The organism is Rhodococcus sp. LB1, from assembly GCF_001583455.1.
GTDB lineage: Bacteria > Actinomycetota > Actinomycetes > Mycobacteriales > Mycobacteriaceae > Rhodococcus_F > Rhodococcus_F opacus.
Window position 1 is genome coordinate 10,194 of sequence record NZ_LTCZ01000393.1, and the last position, 24,623, is coordinate 34,816.

The 24,623-nt window shown below is 66.1% G+C and carries 20 protein-coding genes and 3 pseudogenes; 10 read left to right on the forward strand and 13 right to left on the reverse strand.

Annotation, left to right across the window (positions count from 1 at the left end; genetic code table 11):
* From AZG88_RS37490 to AZG88_RS37515, 6 genes are all read right to left on the reverse strand, one after another.
* On the reverse strand, window positions 1–2,023 hold a 2,023-nt coding region (locus AZG88_RS37490; protein ID WP_061700596.1), incomplete at its 3' end, for a 3-hydroxyacyl-CoA dehydrogenase NAD-binding domain-containing protein.
* Between the two features lie 15 nt (window positions 2,024–2,038).
* The gene (locus AZG88_RS37495; RefSeq protein ID WP_061700579.1) at window positions 2,039–3,181 is read right to left on the reverse strand and encodes an acyl-CoA dehydrogenase family protein; all 1,143 of its coding nucleotides are present in this window, start codon (window positions 3,179–3,181) and stop codon (window positions 2,039–2,041) included.
* A gap of 73 nt (window positions 3,182–3,254) precedes the next feature.
* Window positions 3,255–4,397, reverse strand: a complete 1,143-nt coding sequence (locus AZG88_RS37500; protein WP_061700580.1) for an ABC transporter substrate-binding protein — start codon at window positions 4,395–4,397, stop codon at window positions 3,255–3,257.
* Between the two features lie 31 nt (window positions 4,398–4,428).
* The gene (locus AZG88_RS37505; RefSeq protein ID WP_231914335.1) at window positions 4,429–6,204 is read right to left on the reverse strand and encodes an ABC transporter permease; all 1,776 of its coding nucleotides are present in this window, start codon (window positions 6,202–6,204) and stop codon (window positions 4,429–4,431) included.
* Window positions 6,201–7,331, reverse strand: coding sequence for an ABC transporter ATP-binding protein (locus AZG88_RS37510; protein ID WP_061700582.1), 1,131 nt, complete (start codon window positions 7,329–7,331; stop codon window positions 6,201–6,203). Before AZG88_RS37510 ends, AZG88_RS37505 begins: the two co-directional genes overlap by 4 nt.
* Before the next feature lie 43 nt (window positions 7,332–7,374).
* The gene (locus AZG88_RS37515) at window positions 7,375–8,763 is read right to left on the reverse strand and encodes an MmgE/PrpD family protein (RefSeq protein ID WP_061700583.1); all 1,389 of its coding nucleotides are present in this window, start codon (window positions 8,761–8,763) and stop codon (window positions 7,375–7,377) included.
* Between the two features lie 229 nt (window positions 8,764–8,992).
* Here AZG88_RS37515 and AZG88_RS37520 point away from each other — a divergent pair, with 229 nt between their 5' ends.
* Together AZG88_RS37520 and AZG88_RS37525 are read left to right on the forward strand one after the other, a co-directional pair.
* Window positions 8,993–9,700 (forward strand): GntR family transcriptional regulator, encoded by a 708-nt coding sequence (locus AZG88_RS37520; RefSeq protein ID WP_025432766.1) that lies wholly within the window; start codon window positions 8,993–8,995, stop codon window positions 9,698–9,700.
* A gap of 33 nt (window positions 9,701–9,733) precedes the next feature.
* The gene (locus AZG88_RS37525; RefSeq protein WP_005242649.1) at window positions 9,734–10,900 is read left to right on the forward strand and encodes an MFS transporter; all 1,167 of its coding nucleotides are present in this window, start codon (window positions 9,734–9,736) and stop codon (window positions 10,898–10,900) included.
* A 404-nt stretch (window positions 10,901–11,304) separates the two neighbouring features.
* On the opposite strand, the pseudogene AZG88_RS50970 reads toward AZG88_RS37525, so the two are convergent.
* Both AZG88_RS50970 and AZG88_RS37530 read right to left on the reverse strand, forming a co-directional pair.
* Window positions 11,305–11,454 (reverse strand): annotated as a pseudogene (locus tag AZG88_RS50970) (4-hydroxy-2-oxovalerate aldolase); the annotation flags it as partial.
* A pseudogene (locus AZG88_RS37530) lies at window positions 11,445–11,920 on the reverse strand (acetaldehyde dehydrogenase (acetylating)); the annotation flags it as partial. The pseudogenes AZG88_RS50970 and AZG88_RS37530, both read right to left, overlap by 10 nt.
* Window positions 11,921–11,978: 58 nt before the next feature.
* Here AZG88_RS37530 and AZG88_RS53125 point away from each other — a divergent pair.
* Window positions 11,979–12,173 carry a hypothetical protein gene (locus AZG88_RS53125; protein WP_061045474.1) on the forward strand — a complete coding sequence of 65 codons (195 nt, stop codon included), beginning with the start codon at window positions 11,979–11,981 and terminating at the stop codon, window positions 12,171–12,173.
* Here AZG88_RS53125 and AZG88_RS37535 read toward each other — a convergent pair.
* A complete protein-coding gene (locus tag AZG88_RS37535) occupies window positions 12,138–13,787 on the reverse strand; it encodes a GMC family oxidoreductase (RefSeq protein ID WP_061700584.1) in 1,650 nt (549 codons plus the stop codon). The two genes, AZG88_RS53125 and AZG88_RS37535, sit on opposite strands and share 36 nt — an antisense overlap.
* Window positions 13,788–14,595: 808 nt before the next feature.
* Window positions 14,596–15,063 carry an SRPBCC family protein gene (locus AZG88_RS37545; RefSeq protein WP_061045476.1) on the reverse strand — a complete coding sequence of 156 codons (468 nt, stop codon included), beginning with the start codon at window positions 15,061–15,063 and terminating at the stop codon, window positions 14,596–14,598.
* A 172-nt stretch (window positions 15,064–15,235) separates the two neighbouring features.
* Here AZG88_RS37545 and AZG88_RS37550 point away from each other — a divergent pair, with 172 nt between their 5' ends.
* Together AZG88_RS37550 and AZG88_RS37555 are read left to right on the forward strand one after the other, a co-directional pair.
* Window positions 15,236–15,580: a hypothetical protein gene (locus tag AZG88_RS37550; RefSeq protein ID WP_061700586.1), complete on the forward strand. Its 345-nt coding sequence runs from the start codon at window positions 15,236–15,238 to the stop codon at window positions 15,578–15,580.
* A gap of 346 nt (window positions 15,581–15,926) precedes the next feature.
* Window positions 15,927–16,124, forward strand: coding sequence for a three-helix bundle dimerization domain-containing protein (locus AZG88_RS37555; protein WP_025432770.1), 198 nt, complete (start codon window positions 15,927–15,929; stop codon window positions 16,122–16,124).
* Window positions 16,125–16,289: 165 nt separating this feature from the next.
* Here AZG88_RS37555 and AZG88_RS37560 read toward each other — a convergent pair whose 3' ends face one another.
* Together AZG88_RS37560 and AZG88_RS37565 are read right to left on the reverse strand one after the other, a co-directional pair.
* Window positions 16,290–16,517, reverse strand: a complete 228-nt coding sequence (locus AZG88_RS37560; RefSeq protein ID WP_226955513.1) for a hypothetical protein — start codon at window positions 16,515–16,517, stop codon at window positions 16,290–16,292.
* A gap of 256 nt (window positions 16,518–16,773) precedes the next feature.
* Window positions 16,774–18,494: pseudogene (locus tag AZG88_RS37565) on the reverse strand (Pls/PosA family non-ribosomal peptide synthetase); the annotation flags it as partial.
* Between the two features lie 425 nt (window positions 18,495–18,919).
* Between AZG88_RS37565 and AZG88_RS37570 the strand changes: the two are divergent.
* The 5 genes from AZG88_RS37570 to AZG88_RS37590 are packed head-to-tail and all read left to right on the forward strand — an operon-like array spanning window position 18,920 to window position 24,133.
* Window positions 18,920–20,050, forward strand: a complete 1,131-nt coding sequence (locus AZG88_RS37570) for an ABC transporter ATP-binding protein (RefSeq protein ID WP_061700597.1) — start codon at window positions 18,920–18,922, stop codon at window positions 20,048–20,050.
* Between the two features lie 53 nt (window positions 20,051–20,103).
* Window positions 20,104–21,480 carry an ABC transporter substrate-binding protein gene (locus AZG88_RS37575; protein WP_061700588.1) on the forward strand — a complete coding sequence of 459 codons (1,377 nt, stop codon included), beginning with the start codon at window positions 20,104–20,106 and terminating at the stop codon, window positions 21,478–21,480.
* Window positions 21,477–22,340, forward strand: a complete 864-nt coding sequence (locus AZG88_RS37580; protein ID WP_061045479.1) for a metallophosphoesterase — start codon at window positions 21,477–21,479, stop codon at window positions 22,338–22,340. The genes AZG88_RS37575 and AZG88_RS37580 overlap by 4 nt, the downstream gene beginning before the upstream one ends.
* Complete coding sequence (locus AZG88_RS37585; protein WP_179443313.1) at window positions 22,315–23,310, forward strand: carbohydrate ABC transporter permease; 996 nt, start codon at window positions 22,315–22,317, stop codon at window positions 23,308–23,310. Before AZG88_RS37580 ends, AZG88_RS37585 begins: the two co-directional genes overlap by 26 nt.
* Window positions 23,300–24,133 (forward strand): carbohydrate ABC transporter permease, encoded by an 834-nt coding sequence (locus tag AZG88_RS37590; RefSeq protein WP_005242678.1) that lies wholly within the window; start codon window positions 23,300–23,302, stop codon window positions 24,131–24,133. Before AZG88_RS37585 ends, AZG88_RS37590 begins: the two co-directional genes overlap by 11 nt.
* On the opposite strand, the gene AZG88_RS37595 is transcribed toward AZG88_RS37590, so the two are convergent.
* A complete protein-coding gene (locus AZG88_RS37595; protein WP_061700589.1) occupies window positions 24,102–24,584 on the reverse strand; it encodes an AMP-binding protein in 483 nt (160 codons plus the stop codon). The two genes, AZG88_RS37590 and AZG88_RS37595, sit on opposite strands and share 32 nt — an antisense overlap.
* Window positions 24,585–24,623 lie beyond the last annotated feature (39 nt).

Genomic DNA, 24,623 nt, shown 5'->3' on the forward strand with positions numbered 1-24,623 from the left:
GCCCGGTGCGAGCTGCCAGGGCGTCGAGTTCGTGTTCGAGGAAGCGGCGATCCTGTCGCCCGACCCAGTGGGTGATCCCGCCCTCGTGGGTGGGGAATCCGTATCCCAGGGTGAGCATCAGGTCGATGTCCGAGGGCCGGTCGGCGATCCCGTCCGCGAGCAGGAGCGCGGCCTCGTTCGCCATCGTGACCAACGCGCGAGTGACGATGTCCTGAGAGGTGAACGCCGCTCGGGTGATGGCCTTGCGCTGCGAGGACTGCTCGATGAGGGCCTCGACCGTGCTGTCCGGGTGTGGGGTGCGCGACCCCGGCTCGTAGTGATACCAGCCGTCCCCGGCCTTCTGCCCGAATCGGCCTAGTTCACACAGCGCGTCGGCAACGTCCGGGTACCGTTCCCGAGGGTCGCGGGTGCCGGCTTTGCCCTTGCGCATCCGCCACGCGATGTCGAGACCCGACATGTCCGAGACCGCGAAGGGTCCCATGGCGAAACCGAATTCGGTGAGAGCCGCGTCGACCTGTTGCGGCAGTGCGCCCTCTTCGAGCATGAGTTCGCACTGGCGGCGGTAGGCGTTGTAGATCCGGTTGCCGATGAACCCGTCACAGACACCGGCGAGGATCGGCATCTTCTCCAGTACCTTCGCGGCGGTCAGTGCCACGTCCAGTGCTTCTGTCGAGGTCTTCTCGCCGCGAACGATCTCCAGCACGGCGGCCCGGTGGGCGGGGCTGAAGAAGTGCATCCCCAGCACCCGGGTGGGTCGGGCAACCGCAGCAGCGATCTCGTTGATGTCGAGGTACGAGGTGTTGGTCGCCAGCGGCACGTGCGGGCGCAGCACGGTTTCGAGCTGACGCAGCACCGCTCGCTTGACCTCCATGTCCTCGTAGACGGCCTCGATCACCAGATCGGTTTCCTCGAGATCGCGGATCGTTGTCCCGGCAGTCAGCAGGGAAAGATGTTGCTGGGCGTCGGATTCGGTGAGTCGACCCCGCGTGACCATGCCCCGGTACGCTTGCTTCAGGCGTTCGGCCGCTGCGGCGGCCGCCTGGCGCTGCTGATCGACGAGGACCACCGGGACACCGGCCTCGACGAAGGCGCGGGCGATGCCCGCACCCATCGTCCCGGCGCCGACGACGCCGACCGACTTCAGTTCTCGCGCTAGTGCGGGCCGGTTGGCTTTCAGGGCCGCCCGGCGGGCGAAGAACAGGTGCCGGAGCGCGGACGATTCGGTGCAGTTCCGGAGCCTGTCGAACTCCGCGCGCTCGTGTTGAAAGGCCCGGTCGGCCGGCGCAGAGCTACCCATGAGGATCGCGCCGACGGCGGCGACCGTCTGCGGCCGGGCTGCTCTGCGGAGCGCCGCGGTTGCCACGTGTTCGACCTCACCGGGATCGGCACCGAGAATGGGCAGATTCCGCAGGATGCGCTTACCTCGCAGCGCACGCGCGAAGTGAATTGCCTCTGCGCGAAGAGATCCCGTGACCACCTCGTCGATCAGCCCTTCGCGGTGAGCCTGCTCCACGGGCAGCCGCGCCCCCGAGGTGACCAGTTCGAGTGTGCGCGCCGGGCCGATCAGGCGCAGTGGCCGCTGGGTGCCGCCGGCGCCGGGGATCATGCCGAGCGTGATCTCGGGGAGCCCGACCACTCCACCGGCGAGCGCGATCCGGCCGTCGCATCCGAGCGCGAGTTCGAAGCCGCCGCCGAGCGTGGCGCCGGACAGCGCCGCGACGACCGGTTTGGCACCGGCCTCGATGACGGCGATGACGGTCGGCAGTTGCGGTTCCGGGACCGGGCCGCTGAACTCGCGCAGGTCGGATCCGGAGACGAAGTTGGTACCCGCCCCGATGAGGACGATCGCGTCGACCTCGTCGTCGGCTTCGGCCACCTCGAGTCCGGACATCAGGCCCGCGCGTACCGCGGCGCTGCTGGCGTTGACCGGGGGGTTGTCGATGGTCAGTACCCCCACCCGGTCTTCGACGGTGTAGGTGACCGGGATGGTGCCGAGGGAAGGTATGGACACCTGCTGTGTCATGGAGTGTCCTTCCCGTCAGCGACGCTGGCTGAAGCGGCGGCCGAAGATCTCCTCGGCGATCCGGTTCTTCAGGATCTCGATGGAGCCGCCGGCGATCATCCAGCCGCGGGTCCGGCGCATGCAGTATTCGACCAGGGACTCGGTGCTGTAGCCCAGGGCGCCCATGGCCTGCATGGCCTCGTTGGCGGCCTTGAACCCGGCTTCGTTGGCTGCCAGCTTCGCCACCGAGGTCTCGTAGGCGGAGGGCAGGCCGGCGGCGGCGTTGCGCACAGCCCGATCGAGGAGCAACTCGGCAGAGTCGAGGGCGACCGCGACCTCGGCGAACTTCCACTGCAAACCCTGGAATTCGTTGAGGGTGCGGCCGAACTGGGTGCGTTCGCTGACATGGTCGCGGGCGAGGTTGAACGCGAGACGACCGAGAGCGAGAGCGCGGGAGGCGTTGCCGATGCGCTCGACGTTGAATCCGCTCATCTGCTTCTTGAATCCGCCCGGCCCGAGCAGGACGTTCCCCTTCGGCACCCAGCAGTCGTCGAAGTACAGCTGTGCCCACTGCTCACCGCTCATGTACGTCGACGGGGTTCCGAGGGTCAGCCCCTTCGTGCCGCGTTCGACCAGGATGGAGCCGATGTTGCCGGTGCCGGGTCCGAATCGGACGTACACCAGAAAGAGGGTGGCATCGACGCTGTGGGTGCCCCAGATCTTGGTGCCGTTGATCCGGTACCCATCGCCGTCCTCGGTGGCGCTGGTGGTCAACTCGGTCGCCGCCGACCCGGCCTCGGGCTCACTCATCCCGAGACCGATGAGGGTGCGGCCCGCGATCAGATCGGACAGGTACTTGGCCTTCTGCTCCGGTGTTCCGAACTCGGTGAAGGTGCGGATGGCTCCGAAGTTGCCGGCCTGCAGAATGTCTGCGCTCTTCGGGCAGACCATCGCCACTTCCTGGATGACGGCGACCGCATCGGCCAGTCCGGCGCCCTGGCCGCCGTCCTCGGCGGAAATGGTCAGCCCGAGCAGGCCCTGGGCGCCGAGGAGCTGGGCGATGTCCCAGGAGTAGTTCGGGTCGTGGGCGCGTGCGAGCGCCCCGTCGGCGAGATGGCGCTGGGCGAAGGAACGCACCGAGTCGAGCAGGGCCTCACGTTCGGTCAGTACTGCGGTCATGATTACTCCTCAGTCAATACTCTATAGAGATAGTGGTAGGGATAACGGCGGAAAAATCGTGCGGACGGGCTCATCAGCCCATGTAGTTGAAGGCTTTCTTCCACATCTCTTCGTCCCGGACCGCATACTGCGCGAACTGCTCCTCGGTGAAGAGGTGAAACTGCGGCGAGTTCGCCTGCGGCAACTGGTATTCACCGGCCTTGACCGGTCCGATGTCGGTGCGGGCCGGGACGAATCCCTGTGCGGCGGCGAAGCTCTGGCCCGATTTCGACATGGTCCAGTTCATGAAGACCTTCGCGGCCGGGCTTTGCACACCTTTGGCGGTCATTCCCATCAGGTTCTCCGATCCGGAGACACCCTTGTCCGGGATGACCAGCTTGATCGGGGCGCCGGCGAGCTGGGCCGCGAAGGCGTTGTTGAAACTCAGTGAACCGATTGCGATCTCGCCGCGGGCGAGGGCGTCGACTTCGGTGGAGGTGGAATCGAAGATACGGGGGTTCTGCGCGCCCTGCGCCTTCAGGAAGTCCTCGCCAAGGGTCTCGATCTGGAAGTGCGCGAGGGCGTTCAAGGTGCCGCCGGTGGTCACCGACACGACGCCGAGCTTGCCGGAATAGCGCGGATCGGTCAGGTCCTCCCACTTGGTGGGCTGGTCGTCCTCGATCATCGCAGAGTTGTAGCCCATGGCGTTGACGAAGTAGTAGCAGTTCACGAAGGTGTCGCGCACACCGGTGTTCTGCTGGACGAGCAGGTTGTGGAACGGTGTCTGGTAGGGCACGAACACGTTCTGTTTCTCGAACTCGCGGGCGACCCGGGGGTCGGTGATGCGGATGATCTCGGCGGGCAGCTGGCCGGCTCCGTGTTCGGAGAGCGCGCGCTCGGCCAGTTTGTTGGTGGGCAGGCGGGTCAGTTCGATCTTGATGCCGGTTTCCTGCATGAAGCGGGCCGCGGTCAGGTCTTCGGCTTCCTTGCCGGTGCCCGAGTACAAGATGACGGTGTCGTTCTTGGCGGCGTCGTAGAGCTGCTTGTCGGCGACGAGTTCATCGTCGATGCGCAGGCCGTCGGAGGTGTCGACGACGGACGGCGGGAGGAGTTCGCGCGCCTGGTCGTCTTTTCCGCCGTCGGGTGAGCCGCAGCTGGTGACGGTCAGGATGGTCGCGGCGGCCAGGGCGGCTGCGGTGAGCCACCGGCGCACACCGGGGCGTGTGGTGCGGCGCATGGTGTTCCTTTCGGCGTTCGAGGGAGTTCGCTCAGGCACCGCCGGCTCCGTTCTTGGCGCCGAATCGGCGGGGCAGGTAGCTGAGGATGAACATGATGGCGCAGTAGATCAGAGCCATCGCCGACGCTTCCTGCAGTGCGCCGCCGTTCTCGAACTGGTCGTAGATGGCGATCGAGAGGATGCGGGTGTCGGTGGTGTAGAGGAACAGCGGCACGGTCAGCTCGCGCATGCTCAGCATGAGCAGGATCAGGAAGGTTGAGGACACCGCGACGCGCAGCAGGGGGATGGTGACGTAGCCGATGGCGCGGGTGCGGCGGGCGCCGAGGAGCACGGCGCTGTCCTCGAGGTCGCGGTCGGTGGCCTGGATGGCGGCGGCGATGCCGCGGAAGCCTTGGGGCATCTGCACCGCGACGAAGCCGATGATCAGCACCCACAGGGTGCCGTAGACCGGGATGGGCATGACGAGCCAGGTCCACAGCAGCCCGATGCCGAGCACGATCGCGGGGATTGCCAGGGGCACCATCGACAGCGCCTCGAGGAGGCCGCGGGCGTAGGAGCTGGTGCGGTAGACGGTGTAGCCGACCAGGAACGCAAGGATGGTGCCGCCGAGCGCGGCGAGCAGGGAGACGATCACGCTGTTGGTCGCCGCGCTGGTGAACACCTCGGAGGTGAACACGTGCGCGAAGGAGGTGATGTCCAGGGCGCCGGGCTCGGTCAGGCTGGCGAAGGACTGCATGTACGGGGAGCTGCGAATCGCCGAGAGGAACAGGGCCAGCAGCGGCAACACGATCGCGAGCAGGAAATACACCAATGCCACAGCGACGACTGGAGCCTTGAATCGTCCCAGCGGCAGGGTGCGGGCCTTGACGCCCTTGCCCGAGACGGTCGTGTAGGAGCGCTTGGCCAGGATGCGCCGCTGCACCAGGGTGATGATGATGACCGCGGCCACCAGCACGATGGCAATCACGGAGGCTTCGTTGCCGCGTGAGGGTGAGGTGTTCATCAGTCTGTAGATGAACGTGGGCAGCGTGTCGATCTGTCCGGGTGTGGCCAGGACCTGCGCCACCGGGAAGTTCTCCAGGATGAGGATGAACATCAGCAGGCCGGATCCCAGAATGGCAGGCAGGGCGAGGGGCGTGGTGACCGATCTGATGGTGTGCCAGGTGGATCCGCCATGGACGCTGGAGGCGTCTTCGAGGTCGGGATTCATCAGGGACATCGAGCTGTGCATCAGCAGGAACGCGTAGGGCGCGTAGTACATCGCCATCACCATGACGACGCCGCCGATGGAGTACACGTTGACCGGGCTGCCCATACCGAGATCGCGGAAGGCGACGTTGATCAGGCCGGCGCCGGGGCTGCCGAGCAGCGACCAGGCCAACGCGCCGACGTAGGACGGCAGGAACAGCGGCATGAGACCGATCAGAAAGATGAATCCCTTGCAGGGGACATTGGTCCGCGCGGTCACGAAGGCCAGGAATCCACCGATCGCCAAGGCCAGCAGAGTTGCCGAGAACGCAATGACGAGTGAGTTCAGCGTGGCGCCGATAACGCCCGCTTCGGTGAGTACCCGGATGTTCTGCAGGGTCAGATCGAGGCCGATGCTGCCGGGTCTCGGTACCTCTTTGCTGAATGCCGCGAGGAGGACGAATCCGGCGGGGACCAGGACCAGGAAGGCGACCACCGCGAGGAGCGGCAGGCTTGCCACCTTTCCTCGCCGGCCGATGCGACGGGCGCGTCGCCGCGCGGGTGCGGGCGGCCGGGGTGTCATCGGTGGTGCCGGCTCGAGCACGCTGGTCGAACTCATGCCGCCACCGCCTGCGGGATGTCGCTGACCGGTGCCTCGTTCGGGAGGACCTTCACCCGGTCCGAGTCGATGGAGATGGACACACGGGCGCCGGGTGCGAAGGTCCCGACGGCGGGCGGTGCGCAGATCGCGTCGAGTGGCAGGCCGCTGTCGGTGCGCACCTTGCAGCGGATGGATGCGCCCTGGAACACCGCAACTTCGACGGTGCCGCTGACGTAGCTGGTGTCGGCGTCGTGACCCACCCTGTCGGTCGGTTGTTCGAGCGTCACCGTGATGTCCTCGGGCCGGATGCACACGCTGGCAGCGGTGCGGGGAACCGGATAGGTGCTTCGCAGGGCGATATCGTGGTCGGTCAGCTCCAGTGAGCGAGGTGTGGACGAGGGCGCAATGGGGAAGATGTTGGTCACGCCGAGGAAGCCGGCGATCGATGCGCTCACGGGAGATCCGTAGATCTGCTCGGGGGTGCCGAGTTGGGTGATGCGGCCTTCCTGCATGATCGCGATCCGATCGGCCAGCGCGAGCGCCTCCTGCTGATCGTGTGTGACATACAGGCTGGTCAGGCCGCGTTCGGTTTGGATGCGGCGCAGTTCGACGCGCAGATCGTCGCGAAGACGCGCATCGAGGTTGGACAGTGGTTCGTCGAGCAGGAGCACGCTGGGCGACATCGCCATCGAGCGCGCCAGCGCGACTCGTTGCATCTGTCCGCCCGACAGCATGCTGGCCCCGCGTTCAGCGAGGTGCGCCAGGCCGACGATCTCGAGGACTTCGAGGGCTTGGCGGCGGCGGTCTGCCCGGGCGATGCCCTTCATCTTCAGCGGGAACGAGACGTTTTCGAGGACCGTCTTGTGGGGCCACACCGCGTACGACTGGAAGACCATGCCGACGTTGCGTTTGAACACCGGGACGACTTTTCCGCTGGCGCCGTCGAATACGGTGCGGTCTCCGATGGATATCCTTCCACCGGTGGGTGATTCGAGTCCGGCGATGCACCGCATTGTGCTCGTCTTTCCGCACCCGGACTGGCCGAGCAGGACCACTGATTCGCCGTCCGGAATGGTCAGATCGAGTCTCTTGATCGCGACGAAGTCGCCGTAGGCGAGTTCGAGATCTTGTACTACAACCTCCATGAGAGGTCCCTTCCTAGTGGAGCTGGTGAATGGGCCGGTGGGGTTATCGGGGATCGGCGCTGCGGACAGCGGCGTCGAGGAAATCGAGGAACTCGAGGGAGTCGAAGTTCCACGACGACTCGATCAGGTTCTTGGCGCCGTCGACACCGATGACGGGCTCGACCAGAGCACGGGCCTTGCCTTCGAGGTCCCTGTCGGACAGCGGGTTCGACGGTTCGCCGTAGGGCTGTTCGACCCGGTGCTGGTATCGGGCGCCGTCGTTCATGACAACGGTGACATCGGCCGGACGGCCGGACTTCGGGTATGACGCGTCGGCGGCGTCGTCGAGGGTGACCTCCACCTTGTTCATCAGAGCCTGTACCGCGATATTCGAGCGAGAATCTTCGCGGAAGTCGGTCAGGGTGACCCCGCCGCGGAGCAGCGCGACGGCGACGGTGAACGGCAGACTCAACTGTGCTTGGAGGATGGTGTCGAGCTCTCGTCCCGCATGTCGGGTGGCGATGGCGAACGTGCCGACGGTGACCGATGCGATGTCGGCCGGGTCGATGGTGTGGGTTTTGACCAGGTGAAGGGCGGCGTCGATTGCCCCGTGCAGGTGGCGGCAGCACGGGTAGGGCTTGACGTAGGTCTCGAGCAGCACCCACTTCTCCCCCAGGCCTCCCAGGAGGATCTCGGGATCCCAGTCGGTGCCCTCGGCTCCCGCGTAGGCGGCGAAGTATCCGTCTTTGCCTTCGAGGATCGTGGTCGGGCCCGTCAACCCTGCCTGGGCGAGATCTGCGCTGGTGATGCCGTCGCGGGCGGCCTTGCCGGGATGGAATCGCTTGATCTCCGCCGACTGGCCGAGGAATTCGAACAATCCGCTCGCATGTGAGCCGGCGATACCGAGGGTGTTCGCCACTCCGGTGACGTCGAGCTCGAGAAGGATCGCGACTGCGGCCGCGGCCCCGAAGACACCCGCGATGGCGGTGTTGTGGAAATGCCGGTTCCGGGTGGCCGGGTGACCGGCCGCGGCGATCCGGCAGGACAGTTCCATGCCGATGGCCGACGCGGTCAGCACACGGTCCCCAGTGATCCCCCGCTCCTGGGCGACCGCGAACACCGCCGGGAAGATCACCGAGGTGGGATGCATGCTTCCGGGGGTGTATCCCTCATCGGTCTCGATGCCGTGCCCGTTGGTTCCGTTGATCAGGGCGGCACCCAACGCGGAACTGCGGCCGTGACCGATCGCGGTCGCCGCAGTGCCCGGGTACATGCGGTGCACGTGCTCGCCGACTGCCCCGGACACCGCACCCGGCGAACTGGCAACAACACCGGCGAGGTGATCGAGCAGAAGCCGCCTGACGTGGTGATCCATCGCGTCGGGCAGCGGACGACCCTGCTGGGCGACGATCCACTCGGCAATGTTCCAGGTCAGGCGATCAGAGGAGGTCATGGGGTCTCCATCAGTAGGTCCGGGCCGCGATCCGAGAAGCCCCGTGGAGGCTCCGATCACATCGGCGTGTCTGCGTGACTCAAGTTACATACTCTATAGAGTGTTGTCTACTATCGATAGAAAAGCCGCCTGAATGCGCACATTCCGGTTCGGGCTGATAGACACTATGGAGTACAGAAAATAGAGTGGCGGTTTTTTGCTGCTCGGTTCGCTCCCGAAAGGAGCAGTCATGACGTCGAGTGACATGGGAGCCGCTCCTCCGGTGAGCCGGACGGAGTACGTCGCCGAGCGACTGAAGCAGGATGTCGCCTCCGGCGCGATCAAACCGGGCGAACTGATCAAGCAGACCGTGCTGGCCAAGCGGTACGGGGTCAGCGCCACACCCGTTCGGGAGGCAATGCGACTGCTCGCGGCCGACGGGGTCCTGAGCTATTCCCCACACAAGGGTGCGTCTGTACGGGAGATGACCCCGGACACCGCCCGCGATCTGTACCGGCTGCGGGCCGCCGCCGAACGTGAGGCCACCGTGATGGCGGTCGAACGGATGACACCAGCAGGGCTGAAGGCGATCAGGGAAAAGCACGCCGCACTCGACCAGGCGCAACGCGACGGCACCGCGACCGCGGCCGAACTGTCCCTGATGAACCGGGCGTTCCACTTCGCCATCTACAGCCAGACCTCTCCCCTGGTCGTCCAGCACATCGAACTGCTGTGGTCGAGACTGACACCCAGCACCACCGTGTGGCGGCACCCACCCGACGCCCACGAACTGGAAAAGGATCACGACCAGATCCTCGAGGCCATCGTTCGGAAAGACGCCCAGGGCGCCGGTGACTTCATGGCACAGCACATCCAGCGCGCCTACAAGATTCGGGAAAGCCAGCCCGAACTGCGCGCGGCCGGATCGGACGAGCGCGAAGACTTCGGGAATGCCTGAGGTCGCAAGGCGCCGAATCTCTTCTACTCACTCGTGAAGTCCTGGTTCGTCTCCCTCTGCCTCGTCACCGCCCTCCTCCAGGCGGTGTACGCGGCTGTGCGCGTGATGATCTCGTACCGAGCCCTCGAGCTCGGCGGTGACGGCGCGACCGTCGGAATCCTGACCGCGTTGTATTCGCTCGTCCCGCTCGTCGCAGCGATCCCCATCGGCCGGGCCGTGGACGGCAGGCACGCCGCCGCGGTACTGCGACTCGGCGCAGCGCTTTCCGTCGCCGCAGTCATCGTGATCATCACCAGTACTGACCTGGTCGTACTCGCCGTCGGCAGCATCCTGCTCGGATTCGGCCACATCCTGACCCTGGTATCCGGCCAGGGATACATACCGCTCATGTCCTCCCCCGATCAATACGACCGCAGATTCGGCGGCCTGACGGTCTGGATCTCGGTGGGACAGTCCATCGGCATTCCAGTGGCCGGCATCATCGCATCCCGCAGCCACGAAGGCCACGTCGAAACCACCGGCGCGCTACTCGCGATGCTGGTGCTCGCGGCACTCGCCGCCACCGCGAGCCTGACACCACACCTTCGGACACCCCAGACCGCGACACAGCGGAAATCCGCGGAGCCCATACGTCAGTCGACGATGGCGATGCTGTCCACCTCCGGTATGCGTCCCGCCGTCTTCAGCAGCTTGATAGTGCTGACCTCGATGGACCTAACCACCGCCTACCTGCCGGTGCTCGGAGAGCAGTACGGATTTTCCGTACTGACGGTCACCGCGATCCTGACTGCACGCGCGATCGCTGCGATCGTCTCCCGCATGTTCCTGACTCAGCTCCTCCATCTCGCTCCACGCCGGTGGTTGCTGATCTCCGGAACGCTGTGTTCTGCGTTGCCCGTCGCCCTCATCCCCGCCGTGCCTCAACCGATCGTCGTCGCCATCCTCATGTCAGTCGCCGGCTTCTTCTGGGGCCTCGCACAGCCTCTTACGATGACATGGGTCGCCGGACTAGTCCCTCCCTCGAACCGTGCATCGGCGCTCTCCCTGCGTCTGACCGGCAATCGGCTCGGACAAGTCTTCATCCCACTCACCGCAGGTGCAATCGCTGGCTCTGCCGGCGCCGACGCCGTCTTCGTGCTGACCGGTGGGCTCCTAGCCGGGGCGGCAATCTCGACCTGGCGGGCGCTCGCGAGAGGCTGACATACGAGTTTCCAGTGCCGGCAACGATCGGCGTGAAGCGTTGGCCCAGTCGCGGGCGCGATCATCCACTCGTTCTACAACACGAATACCGCAATTCGACACGTGCACATGTGTACCAACTCCCCGTACCGAATTTCGATCCCAGGCATCCGCGACGGCGAACGCCGCGATATAGATCCTTCGTCGAGTTCGGCTTGGGTTGGCACTGTTCGTACGGATGGGGCAGCGCCCCAGGCCGATCAATGAGTTACGTGCACACCGACATGCACGCCACACTGGCCGTCGCCGTTGGTCCTCGTAGAAGCTGATGGGGACGGTGCGCTCGCCTTGGATACCTTGCTATGCGCGTGTTGAAGTAGACCGTCTTCTGCGAGAGGGCCGAGTCCCCTCCGCCGCAACCGGACTCAGCTCGCTGCGGCCTCAGAGTTCGTCGCGATCAGGTCGAGTGTGATGTCGACGATGAGGTCTTCCTGTCCGCCGGCGAGGCCGCGGCGGCCGACCTCGAGGAGGATGGTGCGCACGTCGATGCCGTACCGCTGGGATGCGGCTTCGGCATCGTTTCGGCGACGGATTCGGCGTAGCGCACTGCGGCCGAGGTCATGATGTCGAGGTTTCCGGCGTAGGCCGGCAGGTAGTGGGCGGTCAGGACCTGTTGCTTGAGTCGGTAGCCCGGCACGTAGGTCGCGACGTGGTCGACCATCGTCTGGATCGAGTCGCGGACCGCGTCGGGGGTGGCCGGGTCGGGGGCGGAGATCAGGCACAGGACGGTATCGCGCATGATCAGCGGCGGGTCGGCCGGGTTGAGGACGATGATGGCCTTGCCGCGGCGGGCGCCGCCGACGGTTTCGATGGCGGGGAGGTGGTTTCGGTGAACTCGTCGATGTTCGCGCGCGTGGCCGGTCCGGCGGACTTCGAGGCGATGGAGGCGACGATGTCGGCGTAGGCGACCGGTGTCACGCGGGAGACGACTGCGACGATCGGGATGGTGGCCTGACCGCCGCAGGTGACCATGTTGACGTCACGCTCGGGTGGTCGAACTCGGTTGAGCGTGTGTCGCAGTGGCCGCCAGGATGCGAAGGTGCTCCGCAGCCGACTCGCGAGCCTCGCCGACGATCTAGTCGAGGTCATAGCATCGGAAGCTGGCGCCGGCCACGCCGGTAAGGGAACAGGCGCCGACCTGGACCAGCACGTCGACCGGTTCCGCCCGATTGCCTGGGAGTCGGCCGGCGACGTCCTCTCACAAGAAATCGACCGGGCGATCAGCGAGCGCTGACCCTCTTCCGTGCAGGATCAGGTCTGCACACCTCTCGCCGATCATGATTGCGGGCGCGTTGGTGTTGCCACCAGTCACGCTCGGCATGATCGACGCGTCGGCGACTCGCAGTCCGTCGATTCCGCGCACTCGGAGCTGCGGGTCCACCACCGCCCGCTCGTCGACACCCATCCGGACCGACCCGACCGGGTGATAGACGGTGTGGATGCGATTCGGCAGTTCTTCGCGCAACGCTGCTTCGTCGGTGAATTTCGCACCCGGAATGAGTTCGCCCTCGTTGTCGCCGGTTCCCGCCATGATCTCGCGGACCATGTTGATGCCCTCTAGAAGCACCTCGGCGTCCTTGGACACCGTCAGATACGCCGGATCGATGAGTGGTGCGGCCGTCGGATCTGCTGAGGCCAACCGAACGGTCCCCCGGCTCTCCGGGTAGATGAGCGCTGGGAAGACGCTTTGACCTGGTTTTTTGGTAGTAGGAATGACTCGCTTGTCGGAGTCTTGATTCGGCGACGGATATACCCAGTAGAGGCTGAGTAGTTGCAGGTCGGGAATCTCGCGCGCACGCGAGGTGCGCACGAATGCGACTGATTCGAATGAGGAACCCGCCGCCCACGTCGATCCCGGATGAACCCGTTCAGCCGCCAGTCCACGCATGAAGTACGGCGCCGTCGGCTTGCGCAACGCTGATTTCATCTTGAACGACAGGGGAACGAAGAGGTGGTCGTGCAGGTTGTCGCCAACCGGCAAATCTGCGTTGACGGCGATGCCGTGCCCCTTCAGGTGCGCGGCAGGGCCGATCCCGGACAGTTGCAAAATCTGAGGCGACCCGTACGCGCCAGCCGATACGACGACCTCGCGCGACGCTCCGATCACCTGCTTGCCGCCTTTGACCAGGGTTTCCACGCCCGTGGCGCGGGAGCCTTCGATGACGACCTTCGTCACCGTCGCATCCGTGAACACGGTGAGATTGGGCAACGGAGCTTCGTGCAGGTAGCCCTTGGATGTGGAGTACCGCAGACCTTTCGAGGCGCTCTGTTGAAAAACTGCGACACCTTCCTGGCTCTCGCCGTTGTAGTCGTCGAGCTTCGGCACACCCAGGCGGGTCGCGGTGGCGTCCATGAACGCGCGCGCCGCGTCGGTGATGATGTGCTGGCGAGTCACCTTGATCGGACCGCCGGACCCACGCAATTTGCTCGCGCCGTCTTCCCAGTCCTCCATCCGCTTGAAGTACGGCAGGACGTCGTCGTAGGCCCAACCTTTGCAGCCTTCGGCGGCCCAGTCGTCGAAGTTTTTCTTGTTGCCCCGGACGAAGAGCATCCCGTTGACCGAGCTCGATCCGCCGAGTACCCGACCGCACGTCATAGGGATCTTGCGGTCGAGCGCGTTGCGCTGCGGTGTCGACTTGTAACCCCAATCGAACAGCTTCTTCAGCTGCGGCGTCGAGTGCATGACGTTGATCGCACCCGGGATCTGGAAGAGCATCTTGGCCCAGCCCTTGTTGTCCACTCCACCCGCTTCGAGCAGCACGACGGACGCGCCGCTTTCGGCGAGCCTGCGGGCGACCGCACAGCCCGCGCTGCCCGCTCCTACAACGACGTAGTCGGCCTCCGTCATGCCTTTGTTCTCCGTTCGCGAGTCGACGCAAAACGACACCCGACCACAGGATATTCGCCGCGCACCGTCTGCAACACGGTCACAACGTTGTGGCATGAGGGAAATGAAGCGTTCGTGAGACAAAGTCGGCAGATGAAGCCGGAACTGAGGACCTACACAAGCTCGGGGGGTGGCGCATCGTGTCGGACCGAGACGGCAAGATGGAATCAGAGCAACAGGACGGGAAGACCTGTTTGCCACCAAAAGGCGGGCCGTAACCAGGTCCTGTGGCTATTCTCACCGAAACCCGTTCAGACGCAGTTCGACTCGGAGTCGCCGAGATCGAGAAACGCTTCGGACATTACGCCTGATCAGGACGAGAACCTTGCCCAGGTATCCGATCGATGCACATCAGTGGATGCAGGACAATGCCTCTAAATTGGCCCGCATTCGCGAGACCGCGGAACGCACGCGCGAAGCGGTCGAATCCGTCCGGGGAAGGGCTGCCAGCGGCGACGGTTCAATCGAAGCAGCGGTGTCCGCTCCGGAGATTTGAATCTCTGCTGGTCATCCGTGCTGATGACTACGCGTGTGATCACGGCGAATAGGCGTGCCCCGAGCGGGAGGGTGCATGTTGGACGCATCGACCAACGCCGATGCGGCACCACCGTCCACTGCGCCGAGACTCGCTACCACGATGAACCCGTTACACCCCGACGTGCGGTTCGCCGCGCGGATCAGACGGTTCGCGGCATGCTCGCGATGACGGTGTGGGTGTTCGACCGCGTCCTCGACGGAGTGCCCGGGCCCGGGCCGCCGCCGACCTGAGTCAGCCGGCCCCTTCGACGTACGACGCCAGGTTGTCCAGCGAGGAGGCGATCCCGGCCTCGTGTGCCGCTTGGTCGATGCCGAGTGGCACGTCCGTGGCAGTGACGGTCACCTCGGTCCCGTCACCGGCGGCAGCGAGGTGCCAGGTCATCGTCATGGTGCCCGCGTACGACGGGTTGTCAGCTAGAAACACCGCCCGCTGCACCACGCGCTCCGGTGGCACCAGATCGGCGAATTCGACATCGACGATATCCGTCGCATCCGACGTCTTGCCGGGACTGTCGGCGGGGTCGAGGTAGGTCAGGACCATCCGGAACCCGCCGCCGGGCCTAGGATCCCACCGCTCGACCCGCCCGCGCATGCCGTCCGGCGGCAACCAGGCCTGAAGGGAGTCCCGGTCGAGGAGGGCGCCGTAGACAGTCTCCGGTGGTGCCGCGATCACCCGGCTGGCGCGGTCGGTCCTGTCCATCGCCCAATTCTAAAGCCCAGGAGATTCCATAGGTGGACCCGCAATCTCAACGATGTCACCTAACGAGGGAGCGGGTCGTGCACCGGCCCCTCACCCCAAGGGTGCTCACCGTGTCCTCGACCGGCCGCGCACCGACTCCGCGGCCGGTCGAGGGGGACATCATGCACCACGGGTGAGGTCACCCGGTGCCGACGCTCCCCGGGCCTGTGCCAGCATCCGGGCCAACGCCACCGTTGCCGTCGACACCGCAGCCACAACCGCGACAACGCACACGAACGTCGCAGGGACGGTGGAATACTCAAACAGCCCGGCGGCGCCCACCGGCGGCCGTCGCCATCAACGCACCCACAGGCAGCAACCCCGCAAGCCTCCGCATTGTTCCCGCGCGCTGATCATCGGCCGCCGCGGCCGCGGCTTCGTACCCCTGCTCGTCGAACGCGCCGCCACTCGCGCGCTCGACGAATCCCTGACCATCACACCGTCCACGGCGTACCCGACAGTCCCCGAGGCGCCGTGACCACCGGCTCCGACACACCATCGAGCGGAGGGCGCCGAGGACGACCGCCTCCGCCTGCAGCCGCTCGGCCACGCCGGTAGCAGCGGTCGGCTGCTCTCGATGTGCGTGTGGACGCGTCTTGTCGACCCGTGTGGAGAGGATCTCGATTTCCGCATTCAGCATCTCGAGAAAGGTAGGTGCCTGCGCCGCGGGCTACGTCGGCAAGGTGCCAGCGCGGTGACACCGTGCAAACCGCCGACGCCTACTCGAGCCCGGGCAGAGGCGGGTGCCGGCATCCACCCTGCCACTCGCCGATGTACCCGGCGAAACCCGTGCATTCACACCACGGCGGGACGACAATTCGAAGATGAACGCAGCCACTGAAGATCAGCACATCAGTGTGGTGCGACAACGTTTGGCCCGGCGGTTTCCGACGATGGACTCCGGCGTGATCAACCAGGCCATCGACACCGCTCACCACAAGTTCGACGGACGACCAGTACGTGACTTCGTTCCGTTGCTCGTCGAACGCGCCGCCATCAGGGCCCTCACCGGCGACACTTGACGGATCTCCGCCACTTCGCGGACGGGAACGCACGAATTTCGTGCGCGTTCGTCGAATCACACACCGGCGAAGAAACTCCAAGGCCATTCGACTCCGCAGTCCGGTGCCAAGATCTGTCGGGAGGTGCCGTCACCGCCGGCGGCTGGACGCTCATCCCACACCTGTTCAGACGGGTTCGGTGTCGGACTCTTCGTCGTCGAGATCTTCGCTGTCGCGGAAGATCAGATTGCCGTCGTCGAGGGCGATCGCCCACCGCCGGGAGAAGGCCCAATCGCGTCCGTACGCCTTCGGGCTGAGGCCGCCCGAGTCGGCGAAGTCCTCGATGATCACTCCCGACGCGAGGGGCCACTGGTCGGCCGGAAGTTCCGCGTCGAGGGAGTGGGGGGTTCTCACCCGTGTTCCGACCGAAAACCGTCGCCGTCGCCCGCTCTTGGGATCAGGGTTCATCGACATGCGTCTTCCCGTTCCGCTCGGTGATGTCGCAGGGTGTCATCACATTCCACAGCTTTCCAGGCCATCGCCGCAGCCCCACGACGAGGCCGAGCATACGGGCCGATTCGTGGCTACGCGCGAGTAGCGAACTGGCGCAGCCGCTCGACGCCGGTGCTTATCGGCCGTGTTCGGGCTGGGGTGCGATGGGGTTGCCCTGTCAGCGGGTCGAGTCGGGCACGCGGTCCCCGCGCATCACCAGAGACGCCGGGCCCGACGGTGGCGCCCGGTCCGATCGCCGAGGCGGGCAATGCCACACTGTGCGGGCCGAGGGTGGCGCCGGCGCCGAGGGTGACGGTGTCCATGCTCATGATCCGGTCGTGGAACAGGTGGGTTTGCACGACGCAGCCGCGACTCACGGTCGCGCCGTCACCGAGCGTGACCAGGTCGGCCTCGGGCAGCCAGTACGTGTCGCACCAGACGCCGCGCCCGATGGTCGCACACATCGCCCGCAGCCACAGGTTCAGCACGGCGGTACCGGTGGCGGCGCGGGCGAACCACGGCGCGGCGACCGTTTCGACGAACGCGTCGGACACCTCGTTGCGCCAGACGAACGAGCCCCACAGCGGGTGTTCGACGACGCCGATGCGGCCGACGACGATTTACTTGGCGGCCGCCGCGATGCCGCCGGCAACGGCGCCGGCGACGAGGAGTACGAGCCCGGACAGCATTGCTGCCCACCCGAGCGTGATGATCATCGGGATCAGCCGGCAGGTTTCGATCAAGGCTCGGGCGACCCGCAGGCGGGTCGGGGGATCGAAGGTTCGCGACGTCGCGGCGTCGGTGGCCGAACGGCGCAGCCGGACCGCAGGGCTACCCAGCCACGACGAACCGGATTTGCCCTTCTTGTCCGGGGTGGCCGAGAGCACCGCGACCAGACCGTTCTTCGGCACGGTGCGTCCGGGGCCGGTCATGCCGGAGTTGCCGAGGAATGCGCGTTTGCCGATCTTGGCGGGCTCGATGCGCAGCCATCCGCCGCCGAGTTCGTAGCTGCCGACCATGGTGTCGTCGGCGAGGAACGCGCCGTCCGCAACGGTGGTGTATCACGGCAGAACCAGTGCCGTGGAGATTTCGGTGTTCTTACCGACCTTGGCGCCGAGCAGCCGCAACCGGAGCGGGGTCAGCAGGCTGGCGTACAGCGGGAACAGGAAGGTGCGGGCGGAGTCCATCAGCCGCTCGGTGGACCACGCCTGCCAGCCGATCCGGCTGCGCACCGGGTGATAGCCCTCGCGCAGGCCGAGCCCGAGCAGGCGCACCACGACGACGGTCATCCCCGCGAACAGGGCGAGGGCGAGGACGGTCGGGGCCGGGAGCATCGGCAGTGCTGTCATCAGGGCCGCGCCGAGCGTGTCCGTGTCGCGGATCCACCACCCGAGCAGGACGAGACCGCCGGCAAGTGCGAGCAGGGGCATCGCCGCCACCGCGAGGAACGTCAGGCCGTAGACGGGTACCCATTTCGAGGCACGCGGCGGCCGGTCCTCCGGCCAGGGGTGTACCGCCTTGCCGACCTTGACTGCGGGCGAGCCCGCCCACCGCTGACCTGCCGAGACTTTCCCGGTGACCGCGGACCCCGGTGCCACCTCCGCGTGGGCGCCGATGCGGGCGCCGGGAAACAGCGTCGAGCGGGCACCGACCGCTGCCCCGGCTCCGACGCGGATCGATCCGATGTGGATGACGTCGCCGTCGATCCAGTACCCGGACAGGTCCGTCTCGGGTTCGATCGAGCAGCCCTCGCCGAGTTCGATCATCCCGGTGACCGGGGGGCAGGGTGTGCAGGTCCACTCGCGGACCGATGTTGGCGCGGAGCGCCCGCGCGAAGTAGACCATCCACGTGGCGCCGGAGAGGTTCGCCGCCCCACTTGCCTCGATCAGCCGCTCGGCCGCGACCTCGGTGGTGGCGGCACGGTCGCGCAGTGGATGCACGCGAACGCCAGCGTGTTCCGGGAGCGCGATGGGGGTGATGCTGGCGTCGAGGTAGACGACGAACGTCACCGCGCAGATACCGACGAGGAGAAGGGGCCGGCACACGCCAGCGTCTGGATGCGAAGTCACGAAGTCAGCGTAGGTTCGCTGACCGTAAGCGACTACTCCGCAATCTTTTTCACTGCGCTCGATTGAATTTGACTATCGAGCACAGTGAGCAGGCGTGAGAAGGTTCCTATCGCGCGGGCCCACTCCCCCTATCGTCGCTGCACGCGACCGCCCGGCGCGGGTCAGGTCGGGAGTTGGCGGTGTGGTGTTCACCGCACCGTCACCCATGGCTGCTGTGGTGTCTCCGGAAACACGGAACAACCGAGGAGATGCGGGTGTCGCGGATAAGACTCGAAGGTGTGTCGAAACAGTTCGGCAACGCGCAGGTGGTGCGTGATGTCGACCTGGACATCGCCGACGGAGAGTTCATGGTTCTTCTCGGACCGAGCGGGTGCGGGAAGTCGACGCTGCTGCGTCTGATCGCCGGACTCGAGAGCCCGTCGTCGGGCCGCATCCTATTGGGCGAGAACGACATCACCAGGACACCACCGCGACAGCGGGACGTTGCGATGGTCTTCCAAAGCTATGCTCTGTACCCGCACCTGACCGTCGCGAAGAATATCGGCTTCCCTCTGCGTGCCCGCAAGATGTCGAAGGCCGAGATCCGCGAACGGATCACGACCGTGGCGTCGGCGCTCGGTCTGCAAAGCCATCTGGACCGGCGCCCGGCCCAGCTTTCCGGTGGGCAACGTCAGCGGGTGGCCCTGGCCCGGGCGATGGTCCGCGACCCGGGGGCGTTCCTCATGGACGAGCCGCTGTCGAATCTCGATGCCGGGTTGCGCAGCGCGACCCGCACCGAGCTCATCGACCTGCACCATCGCCTGAGATCGACGTTCCTCTACGTCACCCACGACCAGGTCGAGGCGATGACGATGGCGACACGAATCGCACTGCTGAACAACGGAAGGATCGAGCAGGTCGGTACACCGACCGAGCTGTACGACACTCCGCGATCGACGTTCGTCGCCGCCTTCCTCGGCGCGCCACCGATGAACCTGTTCGAGGCAACAGTGATCGACCGGGCCGGGGAACTCCACCTCGTCGCCGACGGCGTCGACGCACCCCTCGGGCTGTCCGCCGACTCGGCGACCGGACCACAGAAAGTGACCGCAGGCATCCGGCCGGAACGCATCCGGCTGAACGGCACCGATGCCCAACTCCGCGGTGTCGTCACCGCATCGGAGAACCTGGGCAGCGAAGAGATCCTGCACGTCACCGTGGGCGGCACCGTCATTCGCGTCCGCGCTCCGCGCCCGGTTCCCGCCCAGGTCGGCGACGCCGCCGCGCTGAGTGTCGGTCCCGCCGACATTCAACTCTTCGACCCCGGGACCGGCCGCCGGCTGGTCTGGCACGTTCCTCACGAACACGGGGCATCTCCACGCGATGCCTCGCTGTCGGTGGCATGAGCACCGGCATGTTCACGAGCCCCGCCCACACACGAACAACAGGAGAAACCACAGTGAAGAAGACCCTGCCCGGGCTGGGCGCGCTGGTGACCAGCGCGTTGGTCCTGACCGCCTGCGGCGGACTCGGCACCACAACCACGGATTCCGCGCCGAGCAGCACAGATCCGGTGCCGGAACTAGCGCCGGACCAGAACGTGTCGATCGTGTTCGAAAGCTACAACTACGGTATGGCGGGAGCGTGGACCGACACCTTCAACGCCCTGATCGACGACTTCACCAAGCAGAATCCGAACATCCACGTCACGGCGCAGAAGCCGCAGGGCAACAGCCCCAACCCGGCCACCGACACGATCTCGAGCATCCAAAGCCAGACGGTGGCCGGATCGCCCCCGGACGTCGCGCAGCTCGGATTCAGCGACCTCGACTTCACGATCCACCAGCTCGGCGCCCACTCGCTCGACGACCTCGTCGGCACGGACGCCGTGCAGAAGAACTTCGACGGCGCGAAGTACCCGTACGCCCCGACCGCGCGCACCCTGGGCGACTGGGAAGGCTCCACCTACGGCGTGCCCTTCGTCTTCTCGACTCCCGTGTTCTATTACAACGCATCGCTGTTCGAGCAGGCCGGACTCGACCCCGCGGCACCACCGAAGACGTGGGACGAGGTCGCGGCCGCTGCGGCCGCGATCACGACGAAGACCGGCAAGGGCGGCGTCTACCTGGACTGCCTGACCAAGACCGCGAAGGACTGGTGCTTCCAGAGCCTCGTCCGGTCCAACGGCGGACGGGTCATCGCCGAGGACCGATCGTCGCTCACGTTCGCCGCCGACCCCGCGGTGCAGGTCGCGGACATGGCGCAGAACCTGGTCCAGTCGGGATCAACCCCCAAGCTCAGCCAACAGCAGGGCTACGAGGCCTTCGCCCGCGGAGATATCGGCATGATCCTCGAAACGAGCGCGATCCAGGGCACCTTCGTCAAGGGCGCCAAGGACAAGTGGGACCTGCGCGCCACCACGATGCCCACCTTCGCCGGCAAGACCCCCGTTCCCACCAACTCCGGCGCCTCCCTCTTCACCTTCGCATCCGACCCCGCCAAGCAGCGCGCCTCGTGGGAACTGATCAAGTTCCTCACCAGCGAGCAGGCCTACACCAAGATCGCGCAGGGCATCGGCTACCTCCCGCTGCGCACCGGACTCGTCGACGACCCGGCCGGGCTGCAGGACTGGGCGCAGAAGAACCCGCTCGTGACTCCCAACCTCGCGCAGCTGAAGTTGATGGAGCCGTGGATCTCGATGCCCGGCAACAACTACCTGCAGATCCGCGACGGCATGATGGACGCCGTCGAGGCGGTCGTCTACCAGGACGCCGACCCGAAATCCACCCTCGACGCCGCCCAGAAGCAGGCCACCGCGCTTCTGCCCACCCAGTGACCCCCGCAGACGTCACGGTGATTCACCTGACGGACACCCACATCCGCGCCGCCGGCGACCTCGTCCACGGCACGATCGACACCCTCGACAACCTCATCCGCACACTCGACCGCATCGTCGGATCCCGCCAACGCGTGGACGCGGTGGTGCTGTCGGGCGATCTCAGCGACAACGGGGCGCCGGAGGCCTACCGGCGGTTGCGGGAGGTCGTCGAGCCGGCGGCCGCCCAACTCGGTGCGCAGATCGTCTACGCGATGGGCAATCACGACGACCGCACCGCGTTCCATACCGAACTGCTCGGACTCGACTCCGCCGGCGGCGATCTCGAAGCCCCGTACGACGCGGTCCACGACATCCACGGTCTCCGGGTGATCGTGCTCGACAGCACCACACCCGGGAGGCACGAGGGTCGGCTGACCGACGAGCAGCTGGCATGGCTCGACGACGAACTGTCCCAGCCCAGTGAGCGGGGAACGCTCCTCGTCCTTCACCACCCACCGCTTCCGTCCCCGGTCGCCACGGTGAACTACCTTCGCCTCCAAGATCCCCACCGGCTCGAGGCCGTTCTGGTCGGCTCCGATGTGCGGATGATCCTCTGTGGGCACTCCCATCTGACGAGCTCGGGGGCGGTGGCGGGGATCCCGGTGTGGGTCGGTCCGGCCCTGTCCTACCGGGTGGACCCGATCGCGGCGGTGGGCAGTCACCGCGGCGTCGCCGGCTACGGGTTCAGCCGGATCGATGTCCTCGAATCCACGGTGGTCGCCACCGCGGTCGAGGCGACCCCGGCCGAGTCGGTCTACGACATACCCGAACAGGACATGCTCGCCCGATTGCATGCCCTCGCGCTGCGGGCGGGATGAGGGAAACATCGTGTTCGTTGCCGTACCGGACCTTGCCGACGCGACAACACCGGTCCGGGAACCGGTGACGGTGCCTGCCATCCGTACCCACCCGCTCCGGAGGGTGGTGCGGATGGCCGAGCCGTACCTGTACCTGGCACCGGCGGTCGCGCTGCTGGTCGTGTGGACATACCGCCCGCTCGTTCAGGCGGCCCAACTCTCCACCTACTCCTGGAACCTGCTTCCGACAACCGCCATGGTTCCCGTGGGCACCGACAACTACCGTCGGCTGCTGGAACTGCCGGCGGTCGGTGACTCCGTGTGGCGGACGGTCGTCCTCATCGTCGGTCTGCTGCCGTTCACACTCGTGCTACCGGTGGTCGTCGGATTCGCCACCCGCGGCGTGCACGGACGAGCCCGGGCGATCTACCAGAGCCTGATCTTCGCACCCTTTCTCGTCGCCCCGGTCGCGAGCGCGGCCGTGTGGCAATGGCTCCTCGACCCTGGTGCGGGGATCGTGAACCGAGTGCTGGGCTCGGACACCAACTGGATCCACGAACCAGCGACGGCGCAATGGGTGATCCTCGCGATCACCGGATGGCATTTCATGGGTTTCGCCGTGCTGGTGGTCTCTGCCGGAATGGCCGGCATCAGCGGGGACTACGCCGAGGCCGCACAGGTCGACGGGGCGACGCGGCGACAGATCGACTGGTGGATCACGCTGCCGCTGTTGTCGCCCACCCTCGTGTTCCTCGGACTGATGACCGTTCTGCTGAGCACGCAGTGGACCTTCCCGCTCATCGACACCCTGACCCAGGGCGGACCGTCACAGGCGACCACCAACATCTACTACCTGTTGTGGGACTACGGGTTCCACAGCTTCGACGCGGGCCTGAGCGCAGCCGCGGGAATCATGCTCTTCGCCGGATTCGGTCTCGTTGCGGGTGTTCTCGTATGGATCTCGGAAAGGATCTCGTTCCATGACGACTAGCGAGTCAGCCGTACCCGAGCCGTTGTGGCGGCGGGCTCGCGGACATGTCGTCCTCGTCGCCATCGCCCTCGTGTGCGCATTTCCCATCTACTGGCTGCTCGCGACGTCACTGCGGCGGCCCGATGACGTCGGCTCCCTCTCCCCCGTTCCGTGGCCGCTGTCGTTAGGCAACTATGTGGACGCGACCGAGAAGGTCGACGTGATCCGCCTGCTCGCCAACACGTTCGCCGTCTCAGGCGTCTCGGCGGCTGGTCAGCTCCTCGTGGCTCTGCTTGCCTCGTACGCGTTCGCGATGTATTCGTTCCGCTTCCAACGGCTGCTCTACCTTGCGTTCGTCGGAACCTGGTTGGTGCCGTTCCAGGTCACGATGCTCCCCAACTATGTACTGCTGTACCAAATGGGACTGATCAACAACCTCGTCGGTGTGATCGTGCCGACGCTGTGCTCCGCGCTGGGTGTCCTGATGCTCCGGCAGCACATGGCCGGCTTCCCGAAAGAACTGGTCGCGGCGGCCAAGCTGGACGGCCGTTCGTCGTGGTCGATTCTCTGGACCGTCGTGGTACCGAATCTGCGTCCCGCGCTGGCGGCGCTGTCGATTCTGCTGTTCATCAATGCCTGGAACGAATATTTCTGGCCCGCGGTGGTCCTGCAGCGCAGCAACGCCGTCGTTCAGTTGGGGCTGAGGAGCTTCATGGGAACCGAGGGCAACGACTGGGGGCCGATGATGGCCGTCGCCGGTCTGGCGTGCCTGCCGGTGTTCGTCCTCTATGTCGTCCTCCAGCGGCACATCGTCAACGCGTTCGTCCGATCCGGACTGAAATAGGCCTCCGAATACGGCGGAGCCTGCGCCCACCGATTCGGGCGCCGGCTCCGATGCGTACGGTCAGCCGAATCGCATCCTCATCGCTCTCCGCCGCGAAGTGGACGGCTCCCGAATCCGCTAGTACGTGACGGATCTGGAGGTCGGACGACGTGGGGTACACCGGCACGACGACCGCCCCGACCGCCAGGGCGGCGACATCGAGCAGCGCCGACTCGAGGCTCGTTCGCCCGAGTACCGCGATCCGGTCCCCGGCCCGCACCCCTCGCTCCATGAGCGCGGACGCCAGGGCCCGCGTGCGCTCCGCGACGTCCCCGCAAGTCAACTCCTCCCCGTCCACACCGGCGCACAACGTGATCCGATGCGGGGCGGCAGCGGCTGCGGCGCTCACCACAGAATAGAGCCCGATCTCGTCCGACAATTCGAGGCCATCTCGGGAGAAGGAAGTATTCATGCCGAGAATTGTTCGGCAGTCACCGAATCATGGCAACAA

Coding starts and splice junctions, on each gene's coding strand:
- AZG88_RS37590 (WP_005242678.1), top strand. CDS start 23,300: ATGACGACTAGCGAGTCAGCCGTACCCGAGCCGTTGTGGCGGCGGGCT.
- AZG88_RS37585 (WP_179443313.1), top strand. CDS start 22,315: ATGCCCTCGCGCTGCGGGCGGGATGAGGGAAACATCGTGTTCGTTGCC.
- AZG88_RS37495 (WP_061700579.1), bottom strand. CDS start 3,181: ATGACCGCAGTACTGACCGAACGTGAGGCCCTGCTCGACTCGGTGCGT.
- AZG88_RS37555 (WP_025432770.1), top strand. CDS start 15,927: ATGAACGCAGCCACTGAAGATCAGCACATCAGTGTGGTGCGACAACGT.
- AZG88_RS37545 (WP_061045476.1), bottom strand. CDS start 15,063: ATGGACAGGACCGACCGCGCCAGCCGGGTGATCGCGGCACCACCGGAG.
- AZG88_RS37505 (WP_231914335.1), bottom strand. CDS start 6,204: ATGAGTTCGACCAGCGTGCTCGAGCCGGCACCACCGATGACACCCCGG.
- AZG88_RS37500 (WP_061700580.1), bottom strand. CDS start 4,397: ATGCGCCGCACCACACGCCCCGGTGTGCGCCGGTGGCTCACCGCAGCC.
- AZG88_RS37510 (WP_061700582.1), bottom strand. CDS start 7,331: ATGGAGGTTGTAGTACAAGATCTCGAACTCGCCTACGGCGACTTCGTC.
- AZG88_RS37535 (WP_061700584.1), bottom strand. CDS start 13,787: ATGACGGAGGCCGACTACGTCGTTGTAGGAGCGGGCAGCGCGGGCTGT.
- AZG88_RS37595 (WP_061700589.1), bottom strand. CDS start 24,584: ATGAATACTTCCTTCTCCCGAGATGGCCTCGAATTGTCGGACGAGATC.
- AZG88_RS37515 (WP_061700583.1), bottom strand. CDS start 8,763: ATGACCTCCTCTGATCGCCTGACCTGGAACATTGCCGAGTGGATCGTC.
- AZG88_RS37520 (WP_025432766.1), top strand. CDS start 8,993: ATGACGTCGAGTGACATGGGAGCCGCTCCTCCGGTGAGCCGGACGGAG.